The sequence below is a fragment of the Virgibacillus kimchii genome, assembly GCF_055379185.1.
In genome coordinates this window covers 435,449-452,090 of record NZ_AP043951.1, presented here as the reverse complement: position 1 = coordinate 452,090, position 16,642 = coordinate 435,449, and the positions used below count along the sequence as shown (strand labels likewise).

Sequence of the window (16,642 nt, the reverse complement as noted above, 5' to 3'; positions counted from 1 at the left end):
ATGAAATTTGTAAAGAATGATCAGGCAGCAGTTTTTGCAATCGGCGGCTTGGGTGAGATCGGGAAAAATACCTATGGTGTACAATTCCAGGATGAAATCATTCTCATCGACGCCGGAATGAAATTTCCAGAAGATGAATTGCTTGGGATTGATTACGTCATTCCTGATTACACCTATCTTGTTCAAAACCAGGATAAGATAAAAGGTCTATTCATCACACATGGTCACGAAGACCATATTGGAGGTATTCCCTACCTTCTGAGAGAAATAAATGTGCCTATTTATGCAGGGAAACTCGCAATCGGTCTAATTAAAAATAAACTCGAAGAACACGGACTATTAAGAAGAACAAAATTAATTACAATTCAGGAAGATGATGTTATTAAATTCCGTAAAACATCCGTTGGCTTTTTCCGTACCACCCATAGTATTCCGGATGCGTTTGGCATAGTTGTCAAAACACCCCCGGGAAATATCGTGCATACCGGCGATTTTAAATTTGACTTTACCCCGGTCGGTGAAGCAGCTAATTTAACAAAAATGGCTGAAATAGGCAAAGAAGGCGTGCTATGCCTGCTTTCAGACAGTACAAATAGTGAGGTACCCGGTTTTACAATGTCTGAAAGAGTGGTTGGTGAAAGTATTAATGAAATCTTCAGCAGGGTTGATGGAAGATTAATATTTGCAACTTTTGCATCTAATATTTACCGGCTTCAGCAAGTTATAGAATCAGCGGTAAAATATAACCGTAAAGTTGCTGTATTTGGCCGCAGTATGGAATCTGCCATAAATCTCGGTCAGGAAATGGGTTATATTCAGGCACCGAAAGATACATTTGTCGATTCCAATGAACTGAACCGCCTCCCGGCTCATGAAGTAACCATTCTTTGTACAGGCTCTCAGGGCGAAGCGATGGCAGCACTTTCCAGAATAGCTAATGGAACACATCGGCAAATTCAGCTCATCCCAGGTGACACCGTAGTATTCTCATCATCTCCAATCCCTGGAAATACGGTAAGCGTAAGTAAAACGATCAATAAACTATACCGTGCAGGAGCTGATGTCATTCATGGAAAATTAAATAACATTCACACATCAGGGCACGGGAGCCAGGAAGAACAAAAGCTGATGCTAAGACTAATGAAACCGAAGTTTTTTATGCCTATTCATGGAGAATACCGGATGTTAAAAGAACATACAAAACTTGCTACAGCATGTGATGTGAAACCGGAAAATTCATTTGTGATGGATAACGGCGATGTTCTGGCGCTTGGAAAGGACAATGCCATTATTGCCGGGAAAATCCCATCCGGCTCTGTCTACGTCGATGGAAGCGGAATTGGGGATATCGGCAATATAGTGCTGAGAGACCGTCGCATATTATCGGAAGAAGGTCTTGTGATTGTTGTAGTAAGCATAAATATGAAAGAGTTTAAAATCGCTTCAGGTCCGGATATTATTTCCCGTGGTTTTGTTTACATGCGGGAATCAGAAGACTTAATAAACGAAGCACAGAAGCTTGTAAGTTCCCATCTGAATAAATTGATGGAACGAAGAACGAACCAATGGTCCGAAATAAAAAATGAAATTACAGATACCATTGCACCTTTTCTTTACGAAAGAACCAAACGCAGACCTATGGTACTGCCAATCATAATGGAAGTATAAAAAAGAAAAACAATAAGTGCTGTATACACTTATTGTTTTTCTTTTTTAATCATCTATAACAAACTTTTTCTCAAAACGCGATATATCCTTATCTGAACCAATTACTATTAATATGTCCTCTTTATTCACTACATGGTCTGCGCCGGGAGATACATTCATATCATCAGGCTCTTTAATAGCTACAATGTTACATCCGAATCTCGCCCTAATATCAAGTTCCCCTAAAGTTTTCCCCAATAACCTTTTACCTGCTTTTACTTCAACAATACTATGATCATCGGATAGTTCCAAGTAATCCAGGATATTGCTGGAAATAATATTATGGGCAAGACGTTTCCCCATATCCCTCTCAGGATGAACTACTTGATTTGCACCAATTTTATTTAGTATTTTTTCATGATATTCATTTTGTGCTTTAACAGTAATATTTTTAATTCCTAAGTCTGTAAGAATGACAGTAGTTAAAATACTTGCTTGAATATTTTCCCCTATAGCGACAATAACATGATCAATATTCTTTATTCCCAGGTCTTTCAACGTATCCTCATCCGTTGAGTCTGCTATAACGGAATACGACGCAATATTTTTAAATTTATTGACTTTTTCTTCGTCTATATCAATGGCCATAACGTCCATGCCTTCCATACTCAACTCCCGGACAATACTGCCTCCAAACCTTCCCAAACCAATTACCGCATAGTCACGCTTCATCACTTTTCCTCCAACATAAAAAAATAAGTTATCCCAATCATACAGAGGAAATAAAAATGGAGCAACCCTTATAGAAGTTGCTCCACTGTGAATTTACATTGCATCAAGCATTTGAAACTGGGATTTAACCAGGCCGTAGTATTCACCGCGCTTCTGCATCAATTCAGCGTGATTGCCGCTCTCCAGTATTTTGCCATTTTCCAGGACAAATATGTTGTCTGATTCCCTAATAGTAGAGAGTCTATGTGCAATAATAATTGCCGTCCTCCCCTTCAACAATTTATTTAATGCTTCCTGGATTTTCACTTCTGTTTCCGTATCGATACTGGCAGTTGCTTCATCGAGTATGAGAATACTCGGATCCGCCAATAGAGCGCGGGCAAAGGATAGAAGCTGTCTTTCACCTGCAGAAAGGATATTTCCTCTCTCCTCTACTTCTGTCTTATAACCATCAGCCATCCGCTGAATAAAATCATCTGCCCCAACTACTTTTGCTGCATCTATAACTTCCTGATCTGTCGCATTCGGCCTGCCAAAACGTATGTTTTCCATGATGGTGCCGGAAAATATAAAGGTATCCTGCAGGACCACACTTATTTTCTGCCGGAGACTGTCAATCTTGACATCTCTTAAGTCAAACCCGTCTATTTTAACAGCACCTTTAGTTGGATCGTAGAAGCGGCTGATCAGGTTGGCAATGGTTGATTTGCCACTTCCCGTATGGCCAACGAGTGCAATCGTCTGCCCTTCCTTGATTTCAAAGGAAATTTCATGCAATGCAATTCTATCTTGATCATAGGAAAACTGTACCTTGTCAAAGGTAATTTTCCCATTCATATGGGTGAAAACATGGGCGTCTTCTTTTTCCTCCACATTAGGCTGCTCATCCAAAAATTCAAATATACGCTCCGAAGCCGACATCGCCATTAACAGCTGATTATAAGCCTGCCCGAGTCGGGAAATCGGCTCCCAGAACATACCAAGGAAAAATGCAAAGGTGACAAATGTTCCGATTTCAAGGGCTCCATTCAGGATTAAATAAGCTCCAAATGAAATGAGAATGATGGTGCCAATGGCATTACTCATTTCCACAAAGGGACGAAACATGGCACTTTTTCTTGTAGCTGTCTTCCAGCTGGTATAATTTGCTTCATTAACTCCTTCAAAATACTCTGCATTCTCTTTTTCCTGTGTAAATGATTGTGTAATACGCATCCCCTGAAGCCCTTCATTCAAATGAGAGTTCATCCGCGATTGCTGAATACGTACATCCTGCCAGGAGCGTCTGATATTTCTTCTCAATTTAGTCGAAATATAAAACATGATCGGAAGTACAATCATGACAGCCATTGCAAGCGTGGGATCCAGCACGAATAAAATAACGATAATTCCTGTAAGGGTAATGATATCCATCAGCAGATTAATAATACCGTTTGTAAAAAGCTCCTGTAATGAATTAATGTCATTCATAATTCTGACTAAGATGGAACCTGCCGACCGGGAATCAAAAAAACGATGGGACAGCCGCTGGACATGGGAAAACAAATGCTGTCTCAAATCATAGATCACATTCTGCCCAAGTATGTTTACCCACTTGATCCGATATACATTGCCCGCATAACTTAATAAATAAAGGACTCCAATTAGGATCACCAGATAGGTAAGCATGGTTACGTCCTCATTTTCAATCGCCACACCGATGGCTGCCTCTCCAATAAGAATGGGGACGGCTAACCGTACAAGGGTCGATACGAGCATGGCAATGATCGCAGCTGGAAGATATGTTTTAGAATATGGTTTTAAATACACAAGCAGGCGCCACATCTGCTGCCAATTAAATGGCTTCTCCACCGCATGGTCCAATGTATAATGAAATCGTTCAAGATGCCTGCTTTCATTGGATTGATTTTTTACTTGTTTCATAAGTATCCCCCCTCGTATAGTATATTTAGGCCCATAATTTTGAGCCTATAAGATTCTTACTTTTATAAAAATATAGTCAAATCTCTTGGATGTCCTGAGATATTTCTAGATAATGGTCTTAGGATCATTTGGGACAATTCTTTTCCCCCTTGTGGCTCGACCACATTAGAAAGACTGTTTCCCAGTGTACGTGCGGACCTTCCTACTCGCAGGCTGTGCACCCTGATTATCGAACCTGGATGGTAGTAGCTCTAGGGCGGCTTTCGAATCAGGGATAGTACTTATACACGAGGTTGTTGATCGACGTTCACACTAGGGATATCTCAGGGCGTCCAAGAAATAAGTACCAATGATTCTAAATCGAAAGGAGGAATTCCCCCCATGAAATTATTTGTTGGTCTAGATGTTAGTTCTTTTGATATTAAGGTTTGTTTTCTAAATGGTGAAGGAGAGAAACTTCGTTCCTTCACAGTATCCAATGATTTGCCTGGTGCCACTGTTTTACGTGATTCTATTTTAGAGTATATACAAAGCCAAAAAAGCCATTTGATTAAAATTGGTCTTGAATCTACTTCAGTTTATAGCTTTCATCCATCCATGTTTTTACATAATGATGAAACGCTTAAGGCACTTGGTACAGAAGTATTCGTTATGAATCCCAAACAGATTGCGAACTTTAAAAAGAGTTACAGTGATATGGACAAAACGGATGAAATTGATGCGTTTGTCATTGCCGATTATTTACGCTTTGGGCGTTTGCCAATGTCTGTTGTTAAAGAGCAGCAGTATGTTGCGCTTCAACAACTTACTCGCTCTCGTTACCAACTCATCCGTCAAGTAACTAAAGAAAAACAACACTTTCTTCAGCACTTAAGTTTTAAATGCAACACCTTCACAGAGGAAGTGGAGTCTTCTGTCTTCGGCAATGCCATGATGGAGCTGTTTTATGAGAAATACAGCCTTGATGAACTGGCGCAAATGCCAATAGAAGATTTAGCAGCATTTCTTCAAGAGAAAGGCAGGAACCGCTTTGATGATCCAGAGTGTGTAGCTAAATCAATCCATAAAGCTGTTCGTTCTTCCTATCGCCTAGATAAGGTTGTAGAGGACTCTATAGACATCATTCTTGGCACTACTATTGAGGTCATAAGGACTCTTCAAAAGCAAGTAAAAGAGATTGATAAAGCGATCAAGCGAATTATGGCTGGATTACCTCAAACACTTCAAACGGTACCTGGTATAGGTCCAGTATTTACAGCAGGCATTATCGCTGAGATTGGGCAGATAGACCGTTTTGAAGGTGAAACAAAAATCGCAAAGTATGCGGGCCTTTATTGGCGTAAACACCAATCAGGGCGCTTTACGGCTGATGATACTTCGCTATCACGTAATGGTAATCAGTATCTCCGATATTACTTAGTTGAAGCCGCCAACCGGGTAAGAAGAGAGATTCCTGAATACCAAGTGTATTATGAAAAGAAGTATCGAGAAGTACCGAAACATCAACACAAAAGAGCCCTCGTTCTAACCGCAAGAAAATTAGTGCGTTTGGTGGATGCGCTACTACGTAATCACCAAATCTACACGCCGAAAAGGAGCGTGAATATATGAAGCTAAATTGCTTCTAATATCCTTTGTGTTATTTCCAGTAATTTACATTATTTTACTGGTCTAGTTTCTTGATGCCTTTTTTAAGCAAATTGAACCTTGACAATTAAATAATTTAACATTTTTCTCTTGACATACTACCGCAGGTCTTTTTTTACAGTGCAGCTGTTTTCATAATTTCATTTTTATCCTGATATTGAATATTGTATATCCTTTCGTAGGTGCCGCCGTTATGAATGAGTTCGTCATGTATTCCTCTTTCTACAATTTTCCCTTCTTCCAGAACGAGAATTTCATCAGCATGTTTCAAGGAGGAGATACGATGGGCGATAATAAACGATGTCCGCCCTTTCATTACCTCTTTTAGTGCTTTCTGAATTTTAAACTCAGTTTCCATGTCTACGGCAGACGTAGCATCGTCAAGCACCAGAATACTTGGATTAATGCATATCGCCCTTGCAATTGCTATTCGTTGTTTCTGACCGCCGGATAATCCCATTCCACGTTCCCCGAGCATCGTGTCATAACCTTTTGGCATATCCATAATGAATTCATGCGCCTGTGCCCGCTTTGCAGCATCTATAATTTGTTCATCTGTTGCTTCCGGAACGCCGTAAGCAATATTTTCTCGAATGGTCGTGGAAAATAAAAAAGGTTCCTGTAAAACAAAACCTATGCTGCTGCGCAGTACTTTTAAATCATAATTTCCGACAGGATTGCCATCTACAAGTACTTCTCCCTTTTCCGGTTCATAAAAACGGGTAATGAGCTGGGTGACACTTGTTTTACCTGCGCCTGTTGCACCAATTAACCCTATGACTTTCCCCGGAGGTGCATCAAAGGAGACGCTTTTTAAAGCTGCATCATCATCTTCGGTATACGTTAGTGTGACATTTTTAAAGGTAACATGACCTCGAATAGGCTGATTAATCGGATTTTCTTTTTCCACAATATCCTCTTTGGCATCCAGTATTTCAATAAGCCTTTCAGCCGAGGCTTTTGCCTGGGAAAATAAATTAATAATAAACCCAAGGTTCATGAGCGGACCCAATATATACCAAACCAGGCTAAAGAAGGCCACTAATGCACCGGGAGTCAATTCTCCACTGATGACAAGATATCCGCCGAATGCCAACAAGGCAACAGCACAGGCATTTCCAATAAACTCCATTAAAGGAAAGTACTTCGACCATATTTTGGATGTATCCAAGTATCTTTGCCGGTAATGATCATTGCTGGAAGAAAAACGATCTATTTCGAAATCTTCTCTGGATAATGACTTTACCGTATTCATACCGCTTATATTTTCCTGAACGCGTGTATTCAATCGCCCCATGGATTTTCGGATCTTCCGGAAAGCCGGATGTACCCTTTTGTCAAACCGGTACACAACTACGGCCAAAAATGGCATCGCCCCCATTGTTACAATGGCAAGTGGAATGGAATAGTAAAACATTACACTTAAACTGATCAGAATCAATAACACAATCCGCAACAGTTCAGCAAAACCAAGCGAAAGGAAAAAACGAAAACCCTCCACATCCTGGGTCAGCCGGGACATGATATCACCTGTTCTGGCATTATCATAATACTTAAACGCCAACACCTGCAGCTTATTATATAAAGCCTCACGCAATTTATATACAGCTGTTATGCCAAATAAATCACCCAAGTATTGATGATAATATGTCGCTATCCCCTTGATCAGCATTAAAACAAAAAAGATGATTGAAATATAGGGTATTAAAGCGTATTGATCTGCAAGTACGACATTATCTATCGTTTGCTGTAATACTATTGGATACACAACTGTAATGACGGTAACAAAAAGTAAAAAGAACAGGGACAAAAAGAAATACTTTTTGTAAGGCCAATAAAATTCTTTCAGTTTTTTAAATGTCTCCATTGCGATTTTCCCTCCCCGATGTTTATACGTAATTACTAATATAACGGTTTCCGAAATAAATATCTACAGTTTTTGCTTAATTTTATTAATTTTATCTTTTTACTATAATTGCATTTTTTACATCCAACAAAGAAAAGGCTATAAGGAAAGTCATTCACTTTCTTATTGCTTGGACAAAAAGAAAAGTTCTTTTTAGAAATGAGAAAAACGCCGATTATTTATAATACCGGCGTTTGAAAGAATTATTTAAGCAGCCGTTCCAGACGGTTTTTTAGCATGTGCACGCTTCCACTTCCTTTTTGTATATAACGCAGCGTTCCCTGACCATCAAATAAGTAGAAAGAAGGTACCTGGCGGTTGCTAAATGTTTTCGTCAGTTTTTCTTCTCCATCAACGTAAATTGGTTCTGTCATACTGTGTGATGCTGCTGTTTCTTTAATAAGATTCAAATCCAAATCTTCTTTCGAGCGAGGCATATGAACAGCAATGACTACTAATTCATCCTTATATTTATCTCGTAGCTGTTGAACCCGGGGAATCGATCTCTTGCATAAATCACAACTTACAGACCAGAAATGAATAAGCACAGGTTTACTTCCAATCAGCTCTTCTCTATGAATTTCATTACTATTTAACCATTGTGTAGCACCTGCCAATTCAGGTATTCTTTCTCGCAATTTCAAACCACTACCTCCTCTTTTCCATTTGCACTCCATATTTATATATGCGTCCTTTTTATAAAAGTTTCATTTAGTTCTGGATAAAGAAGGAGGTTTCTTTAATTACGTTGGTTATACCTTATGTACTGGCCTGATTTAAACTGTCGTTTTGCGAGAATAAGTAAAAGGGATGACTGACTTTTCACCATGGTATGCTTAAGTGTCCTTTATGGGGTGTGATTTACATTTTATATAGGGTGGCTTACTGATTGAGACTCTGCCCCCCCCCCTCCTCAAAAATTAGATAGCTGATTGGCTGGAGTGAGTTCGTTTATCATCTGAACTCACTCCAGCCATGTTTTTAATTAACTCAGCTTATCATTCACCATATCACATACTTCCTGGGCGTTGGCTCCCTGTGCATTTATAACGGGACCGGCAATGCTTGTGTCTGCCATCCCCATCATATCTTTTTCCTGACCTGATATAATACAGCAGTCACAGTAAGCTGCATCTTCACTGGAACGCAAACTGATCACTTCATGACCCATTTCCATTAAGGCTTCCTTCATGTCTGTCAATGTATGCTCGACTCCGATACGTGCCATCCTTATTGCCTCCTCTATACATAAAATTGACATTTATAGTCTTTGCATTCGTACCGAAGATATACCATAACGATGACGCTATTATCATGCCAGTTACGCAATATACGCTGTAATGGAGTTATAAGCGGGTTATACAATGCAAAGGACATCCAATAAAATACATCCTGCCCGGAAACATAAAAAAACCTGCAGAGAAAATTACTTCCATCTGCAGGCTTTCCTTTATTTTACAGCAACTCTTTTCTCAACTGAGCCGGTGTTTTCGGCGATATCAACCCGATGGGCACATCGAATACCGTTTTTGCACCCTTATCTCCCGATTGTTTCAGTCGGTGCGCAGCTCTCGCATATGCCACAAGCACACTTGCCGTGAATTCCGGATTACTGTCCAGATTCAGAGAATACTCTATAAGCTGATCCGTATTCTCACCGGTCTTTCCGCTCCGGATGACAAATCCGCCATGTACTTTTTTCCAGTGGTTTTCTGCCAGCTCTTCTTCCGTAATAAAATTCACCACGGTGTCGTATTCCGCAAAATAATTGGGCATCGTCTTAATTTCTTCTTCAATACGCTTTACATCCGCTCCGTCTTCCGGTACGACAAAACATTCACGCAAGTGTTTTTCTCTCGTCGACAGCTCCGGTTTCTCCCCATTTCTTACCCGATCCACCGCTTCTTCAATGGGAATGGTATACTGAACAGCATCCTTTACCCCTTCCACTCTTCTCACGGCATCCGAGTGTCCCTGACTGAGCCCTTTCCCCCAGAAAGTATACGTATCCCCTTCCGGAAGAATGGCTTCTCCCATCAAACGGTTCATTGCAAACACACCAGGATCCCAGCCGACGCAAATAATACTTACATTGTCCCCGGAAGTCGCAGCCTCGTCCATGACGGGGAAATACTCGGGTATCTTCGCATGCGTATCATAACTGTCAATCGTATTAAACATTTTTGCAAATTCCGGCCCCTGTTCCGGCAAATCGGTTGCAGAACCTCCGCATAAAATCATGACATCAATTTCATCCGTATATTTCTCCGCTTCCGATATATGTAAAACATTAACGTTTGGATCAAGTAATTGTACAGTTGCAGGGTCTCTCCTCGTAAATACTGCAACAAGCTCCATATCGCTATTCTGACGAATCGCCGATTCCACGCCTCTGCCCAGATTTCCGTATCCGTTAATCCCTATTCTCATTTTTTTCATATGTCTACCTCCCAATATCAATTAAGATCACAAGTTCATTTCTATAAGTTAACAGCTTGGACAAATTTTCGCTACTCATAATACCTGATTTTTTCAATGATATAAAATTCGGAACAAATACCTACTCAGCTTCGGAAATATAAAACAAAACTTTTACTTGTCCAACAGGTAGAAAGGCATCCAAGAATCCCAATGGATACGTTGTTCCCGAAAAGGCTCCTCAGATGGCTGAGTAATGAAGTCACGAAGAAAACGAACTATTTTTATGAATGATTTACGGTGGGATGAACATCTTAGTGCATTCCCGGATACCGCATGCTTATGCCTCAGTAAAGGCAAAGTATATTCCCGGATTGGCCAGTGGTACTCCATCTTATAATTTATATAAAAAAATTTCTTCGGGCTTTACTTTTTACCCAGCCTCTCTTATATTCCTTATTCCATTGTCTTTTTAGCAGTGTATATATCCTTTTTAAACTGTTTTAAAATAGCTCTTCTGGTTAATATCCCATCAAAGTAACCATCTTTATCCTGCACACATACAAACGGATGGTTAATTAGTGTATTTAACCCTTTCATCAAGGTGTCCTCTTTGGTTAATTGAGGTATATCTTCACTCATCACTTCATGCACACGCATATCCGAAAGTTTTTCAGATTCAAAACGTTCCAGTCCCAATATTTGATTCAAAATAGCTGTCTTTCCAATGATACCCACCAGCCGGTAAGAAGCATCCAGCACCGGTACAGCGGAATAGCCTGATTTAACAAGTACGAGAAGTGCATGTTCCAAAGGATTATTGACCTGTACATGCGCCACTTTTTCAGAGGAGATCATCAAATCCCCTACCAATGTTGTTTTTAAATGCTCTTCCTGTAATGTACTCATCATAATGCGCCCCCTTATATTCTTTCACCCATCTATATTTGTAATTGGACACGTTGCGGATAACATGACATTTAAAGCGATTTATTTTCGATATATGAATCCATTCATTATAGAGAAGTTAGTATTGAAATCAGAACAAGTTGTTTTCCACTCAAGACGAACGCTTTCACCACAGGCACAAGCGCAACATCGCTTCAAACTCGTAGAGCCGTGTTTTCTTTGCCGCGAGCTCTGCTCCAGCCCCCTCGCTACGCTGCGGGGGTCTTCGGCTATCGCTGTCCCCGTTGGAGCCGCCATCTTCACGCTTTAATTAACAGGCTAGCGTTCTGTATTAAAATAGGAAACTTAGTGAAAATAAGCAATTATACGATCAACTCAAATAAAAAAGTATTTTTATCTCACCATATTTAGTTTACCATATATCATGGGTAAGCAAAAAAAATATGAGTAAGATTAAAGGAATTTCCTGTTTCCATACAAGACCAATAATACAATGAATCAACTAAATAACTCTTATCTTCACACCTTTCAATAGTAAGCAGGATAATGAGTATAAAAGAGAACTGAACACATGATTGGGCAGTAACATATGTTGGGGTTTGCGTTTATCGACGTACAGATAAGTTCTTTATACAATGGTCTCTTCCAATCTCATATAACAATTTAGTAAGAAGAGGGATCCTTTCACAATGACCCGAACTTTCACTTTGCTTTTAGACGTAAATAATCTGCCTGTAATCAATATATGCTTAATAGGATGAAGGGATACTTACAATTAGTGCTGTTTATCATCATTCATGTTATAATTTTATTTTATGTAAAATGGAAAGGACTGAAAATATGAACAGAAGGTCTTTCTTAAAAAAAGCGTTTGGGAGTGTTCTCGCCGTACTGGGTTTAAGCGGGTCAACCTACTACTACGCCAGGGAAATTGAAACGGGTTCGTTATATATAAATGAAAATGTAATTTCCTCTCCAGTTTTATCACCAGCTTTTAACCAATTTAAAATCATACAATTTTCGGATACCCATCTCGGCTTTCAATATACATTGGATCAATTAAATGAATTAACAAAAACGATCAATGACCTGGAGCCGGATTTGATTGTTTTTACTGGTGACCTGGTAGATAACCCCGACCAATATCACTGGGATCACAGACTAATTGATATACTAAAATCATTACACGCGGATTATGGTAAATATTGGATTTACGGCAATCATGATCATGGTGGTTATGGGACGGATGTTGTATTTGATGTGATGAAAAGGGCGAACTTTACTTTGCTGCAAAATAGCCATTTATTTATAGAAAAAGACAATAGTCAATTTGTACTGGCAGGGATTGATGATGTATTGCTCGGTAATCCCGATTTAGAAAAAGCATTGCAAAATGTTAATGCGGATTTATTTACTATACTGTTGGCCCATGAACCGGATTTTGCGGATAGAACAATCGACTTTCCTGTGGATATACAATTGTCAGGGCATAGCCATGGTGGGCAAATACGTTTTCCTTTTCTCGGACATGTCTACACCCCTGCATATGCCGAAAAATACGTAGAAGGAAAATATAGCCTCCAGGACGGAAAACTAGATTTATACGTAAATAAAGGGATCGGTACAACAAGACTCCCCTACCGATTCATGTGTCAGCCGGAAATTCATTTGTTTACACTTAAAAATACCCACTCATAATGATCTTCAAAAGGTTAACAGAGATACACTTGAAGCGCTAAGAGAATTTGGTGAGTCAAGGGGAGCATCCTTTCATTACGGGCATTCTATTATTGGTTATGAATTTGAAGAGATTATAAATCTTTACGGGAAAGCTGCTGTTGAAGAAACCAATTTCGGTCAGATCATGCGCACTGTTCGTTCTTTACAATTCCCTGAAGCAAGAAAATATACAGCGGTACAGAAACTCCAGCAATAGATCAAATTGGACAGGATATCAGCAGTATGCAGTAAATTTGAACTTAACTGTTCCACATTGATGAGGATAGTTTTTTTATAATCTTCCCTTTCGAACTTAGATTTTGAGCACTGATTCCCTGTGAATAATTTCGCAATATTTTTGATAAGCACTTGCATAAGTATACGCTTTACGATAGGATAAAGACAAGCTATGATACCTTTATTTCATACATCAATTCAAGGTTAGCTGCCGACAAGGAAGGAGGATTATAATGACGGAGGAAACTTCACTAAATAACATAGCTAAAGCATTATATACTATAAACCGTCATGCCAAAACCGCACCAGACCCAAAACATTTATATGCTATGAAAAAAGAAGCAATAAGTCAGCTGTTACAAAAAAAGCACGCCAAAAAGATCGGACTTCATTTTTCCAATCATCCAAAATTAAGCAACCAGCATTCCACTCTGCTAGTTAAAGTGGGAGAATATTACTTTCATATCCCCCCAACAAAACAGGATTTTAAAGACCTTGACCATTTGGGTTCTCTTGATGATAATTATCGAAACCCGAGGGCAAAAATGTCCTTGTCACAGGCAAAAAGGGTTATCTATGACTACATTGGCTGGAAGCCCCCTAAAGCGCAAGGAACAAAGAAAAGGTACTCTTCAGCTTATTTTACTCCATCTTCCCTTGGAAAAATGGAATGGCCGCCCAGAAAAACCCATCGTTAGAATAAGGTTCTCCTTAAAGCTTTGCATGTTTTACTTCAGCTGTTTGAGGTAATTACATACAGTAAAAGGAGGTAGCCAAATGGAAGAAATAAACGATTTTCTCTATGAGCTGAAAAAGTATGCCGGACAGACACACTCTTTAAAGGAAACATATGAAAAGCTGAGTGAGGCTGAAAAAAGAAAGGTAATGGATGCTGCACCGAACAGTTTACAATCCCCGGAAGAAATCTTCCAACCAGTCTTTGAATGGCTGGAGACTATGTATACAAAAGTGGATATTAAAGAGGAAAACGAAAAGGTATATTAAGAAACATCCTTCTTTACCTCCCTTTTCCATTTTACAGTCAAAAAAAACGCATTTTTAATGCGTTTTTTTGATGTTGGGGCATAACTAATTTTATTGTAGAATATCACAAACAGAATTCAGAAAGGTTCCTGCCATTATGACTGTTTTTTAATAAATTTCATATAAATAGAGTGCAAAATCAATAAAACGCCAAATATACTAAAGCATTGAAGCGATACTTTCAATAAATGGGATAATGAGAACTCCAGGCTTTCTCTTGTCATTGCCACTGAAAAAACGAAAATAAGAAGCAGAAAACTGCTCATGACGTAGCTTAATATTTTTGATGACTGCAGCGCTATCACCCATCGCATAACCGGTGTGACGATAAAATAAACCACTCCCAGTGTGATTAGTAAAACAATAAAAATGATATGATTTTCCTTTACACCCAAGATGTTAAGTTGTGTTAGATTTAACCACGTGCCCACTGTCAATACGGTTCTCTCCTCCCCTTCACAAACTTAATAATCAGTCTCTACATTTTATAATGAGGATATACATAATTTAATATCTCAACTCTTACCTATGAAAGCGGCTAAATGGACAAAAGGCTTGACTTTCAGCTGTCACCTTCGGAAAATGAGAATATAGTAGGCTGGAATACTTGATTTACCACAAGGTTTAAAAGGAAACCATCATCGAGAGACCCATGATGGTTTCCTGTCTGATAATTTAAAGTATTGCAGTCTTTTATTATACTTTTATCTATTCTTTAAAATGAGAGGCGGGGATTAGTTGAATAAAGCTTTCTTATACATAATTATTGGAGCGGGTCTATGGGGGACAATAGGATGGTATGTAAATCATTTATATGATTATGGATTCACTCCAATGGAAGTAGTTACATTACGGGCATGGACTTCTGCAATTTTACTGCTGCTTTTCATGTTGTTTACTGCGAGAAAGAAAATGCGTTTAAATTCCTATAAAGATATCAGGTATTTTATCGGCACAGGAATTTTCAGCATTATATTTTTTAATTACTGTTTATTTACAGCTATAGAATTATCCACTATACCTGTGGCAACTGCATTATTGTATACAGCCCCTGCATTTGTTATTATTATTTCCTTTTTCTTGTTTAAAGAGCCGCTTACCAGAGTAAAAGTACTTTCTTTAATCCTTACTTTACTGGGTACTGCCCTGGTGGTAGGTCTTATTCCGTTAGACCTGCAAGCTATACAGATCAGCAGTATCTTATTTGGGTTGGGCTCCGGTATTGGTTATGCTCTTTATAGTATTTTCAGTAAGTTTGCATTAAAGAAATATACCAGCCTGATTATTACCACCTATACTTTTGTGGTAGCTGCCATAGCATTAACACCTTTTTATCCATACGCTGAAAAGGGGCATTTATTACTGGATCCTACAGTACTTTTTTATGCTTTTGGTCTGGGTTTTCTGCCTACTGCCTTTGCCTACATCATTTATACGTATGGTTTAAATCAGACGGAAGCTTCAAATGCTTCCATTTTATCAACAATTGAGCCCGTCGTTGCAACATTAATAGGGGTATTCATCTTTCAGGAAATCTTTACATTCGTCCAAATGATCGGAATGGCATGTATTATTGGAGCTGTTATTATTATTCAATATAAAAGAAAGCCTGCAGGTTACAGGGAACCACACCCCCAAAATTAACCTTCCTTTCAGTGATGTACATCACGGAATAGTTAAATGAAAATGGTTATCATTTAACTATAATGAAATTAGGAGGAATTTTAATGCAGGAATTTACAAAAGAACATTCGCCGGCTGAAATTGTAAAAGTGTTTCCAAAAGCAAGTGATTTGTTTAAAGCGAAGAAAATAGACTTTTGCTGTGGTGGAGACCGTCCGCTTCACGAAGTAATTGCGGAAAAAAACCTGGATGAAACCATGATCATGACTGATTTAAATTCAGCATATGAAGCATGGAGTAAAGAAGATCATAACACAGTGGATTGGGATAGCGTCTCTTTATCCAATTTGATTGACTATATTGTAGAAAACCATCATGCTTATTTGCATGAGGAACTTGCACCATTGGGACAATTTGTTACAAAGGTTTTCCGCAGACATGGAACAGATAACCCTCATCTGAAAGAATTGCATCGCCTCTTTAATGATTTTAAAGTCGACATGGAAGAACATCTTGTAAACGAGGAGGACCATGTATTTCCACTTATCAGGGAGTATGAGGAAAATCCAAGTGAAGAGCTAAAAGAGCGGATCATTGAAGCGAATGGTGGTCTGGAAGATGATCATCAGGCTTCAGGATATTTACTGAAGAAGATGAGAGAAATTACTAATGATTTTACTCTTCCGCTTGGCGCATGTAATTCATACAGAATTACCTACGCAAGATTGGAAGAATTGGAATCAAACACATTCCAGCACATTCATTTGGAGAATAACATTCTCTTTAAACGGATTTAAGCAGGATAAACTTTATAGACATCATAAAAAAAGGTCTGAC

Annotated in this window: 15 protein-coding genes; 7 read left to right on the top strand and 8 right to left on the bottom strand. The window is 38.9% G+C overall.

Annotated elements, in window-relative coordinates; translation table 11 throughout:
* Window positions 1–1,668, top strand: a complete 1,668-nt coding sequence (rnjA, locus tag ACZ42C_RS02340) for a ribonuclease J1 (protein ID WP_461182370.1) — start codon at window positions 1–3, stop codon at window positions 1,666–1,668.
* Window positions 1,669–1,713: 45 nt separating this feature from the next.
* Here the strand turns inward: rnjA and ACZ42C_RS02335 are convergent, their stop codons facing one another.
* Both ACZ42C_RS02335 and ACZ42C_RS02330 read right to left on the bottom strand, forming a co-directional pair.
* Window positions 1,714–2,379, bottom strand: a complete 666-nt coding sequence (locus ACZ42C_RS02335) for a potassium channel family protein (protein ID WP_461182371.1) — start codon at window positions 2,377–2,379, stop codon at window positions 1,714–1,716.
* A 93-nt stretch (window positions 2,380–2,472) separates the two neighbouring features.
* A complete protein-coding gene (locus tag ACZ42C_RS02330) occupies window positions 2,473–4,302 on the bottom strand; it encodes an ABC transporter ATP-binding protein (RefSeq protein ID WP_461182372.1) in 1,830 nt (609 codons plus the stop codon).
* A 381-nt stretch (window positions 4,303–4,683) separates the two neighbouring features.
* Here ACZ42C_RS02330 and ACZ42C_RS02325 point away from each other — a divergent pair, with 381 nt between their 5' ends.
* Window positions 4,684–5,913, top strand: a complete 1,230-nt coding sequence (locus ACZ42C_RS02325) for an IS110 family RNA-guided transposase (protein ID WP_461183817.1) — start codon at window positions 4,684–4,686, stop codon at window positions 5,911–5,913.
* Between the two features lie 151 nt (window positions 5,914–6,064).
* Here ACZ42C_RS02325 and ACZ42C_RS02320 read toward each other — a convergent pair whose 3' ends face one another.
* The 5 genes from ACZ42C_RS02320 to cbpB form a co-directional block, all read right to left on the bottom strand.
* Window positions 6,065–7,816 (bottom strand): ABC transporter ATP-binding protein, encoded by a 1,752-nt coding sequence (locus ACZ42C_RS02320; RefSeq protein WP_461183786.1) that lies wholly within the window; start codon window positions 7,814–7,816, stop codon window positions 6,065–6,067.
* Between the two features lie 242 nt (window positions 7,817–8,058).
* Complete coding sequence (locus ACZ42C_RS02315; RefSeq protein WP_461183785.1) at window positions 8,059–8,499, bottom strand: redoxin domain-containing protein; 441 nt, start codon at window positions 8,497–8,499, stop codon at window positions 8,059–8,061.
* A 341-nt stretch (window positions 8,500–8,840) separates the two neighbouring features.
* The gene (locus tag ACZ42C_RS02310; RefSeq protein WP_461183784.1) at window positions 8,841–9,083 is read right to left on the bottom strand and encodes a YkuS family protein; all 243 of its coding nucleotides are present in this window, start codon (window positions 9,081–9,083) and stop codon (window positions 8,841–8,843) included.
* A gap of 227 nt (window positions 9,084–9,310) precedes the next feature.
* Window positions 9,311–10,294 (bottom strand): diaminopimelate dehydrogenase, encoded by a 984-nt coding sequence (locus ACZ42C_RS02305; protein ID WP_464891321.1) that lies wholly within the window; start codon window positions 10,292–10,294, stop codon window positions 9,311–9,313.
* A gap of 435 nt (window positions 10,295–10,729) precedes the next feature.
* A complete protein-coding gene (gene cbpB / locus ACZ42C_RS02300) occupies window positions 10,730–11,182 on the bottom strand; it encodes a cyclic-di-AMP-binding protein CbpB (RefSeq protein WP_461180898.1) in 453 nt (150 codons plus the stop codon).
* A gap of 840 nt (window positions 11,183–12,022) precedes the next feature.
* On the opposite strand from cbpB, the gene ACZ42C_RS02295 reads away from it, so the two are divergent.
* The 3 genes from ACZ42C_RS02295 to ACZ42C_RS02285 all read left to right on the top strand — a co-directional run bounded on the left by ACZ42C_RS02295 (window position 12,023) and on the right by ACZ42C_RS02285 (window position 14,143).
* The gene (locus ACZ42C_RS02295) at window positions 12,023–12,880 is read left to right on the top strand and encodes a metallophosphoesterase (RefSeq protein WP_461180899.1); all 858 of its coding nucleotides are present in this window, start codon (window positions 12,023–12,025) and stop codon (window positions 12,878–12,880) included.
* A gap of 491 nt (window positions 12,881–13,371) precedes the next feature.
* The gene (locus ACZ42C_RS02290) at window positions 13,372–13,836 is read left to right on the top strand and encodes a YkyB family protein (protein WP_461180900.1); all 465 of its coding nucleotides are present in this window, start codon (window positions 13,372–13,374) and stop codon (window positions 13,834–13,836) included.
* A 79-nt stretch (window positions 13,837–13,915) separates the two neighbouring features.
* The gene (locus ACZ42C_RS02285) at window positions 13,916–14,143 is read left to right on the top strand and encodes a hypothetical protein (RefSeq protein ID WP_461180901.1); all 228 of its coding nucleotides are present in this window, start codon (window positions 13,916–13,918) and stop codon (window positions 14,141–14,143) included.
* A 134-nt stretch (window positions 14,144–14,277) separates the two neighbouring features.
* Here ACZ42C_RS02285 and ACZ42C_RS02280 read toward each other — a convergent pair whose 3' ends face one another.
* Entirely contained in the window at window positions 14,278–14,619 is a 342-nt protein-coding gene (locus tag ACZ42C_RS02280; RefSeq protein WP_461180902.1) for a hypothetical protein, read from the bottom strand.
* A 301-nt stretch (window positions 14,620–14,920) separates the two neighbouring features.
* On the opposite strand from ACZ42C_RS02280, the gene ACZ42C_RS02275 reads away from it, so the two are divergent.
* Both ACZ42C_RS02275 and ric read left to right on the top strand, forming a co-directional pair.
* Window positions 14,921–15,826 (top strand): DMT family transporter, encoded by a 906-nt coding sequence (locus ACZ42C_RS02275; RefSeq protein WP_461180903.1) that lies wholly within the window; start codon window positions 14,921–14,923, stop codon window positions 15,824–15,826.
* A gap of 83 nt (window positions 15,827–15,909) precedes the next feature.
* Window positions 15,910–16,602: an iron-sulfur cluster repair di-iron protein gene (gene ric, locus ACZ42C_RS02270; RefSeq protein ID WP_461180904.1), complete on the top strand. Its 693-nt coding sequence runs from the start codon at window positions 15,910–15,912 to the stop codon at window positions 16,600–16,602.
* Window positions 16,603–16,642: the final 40 nt, after the last annotated feature.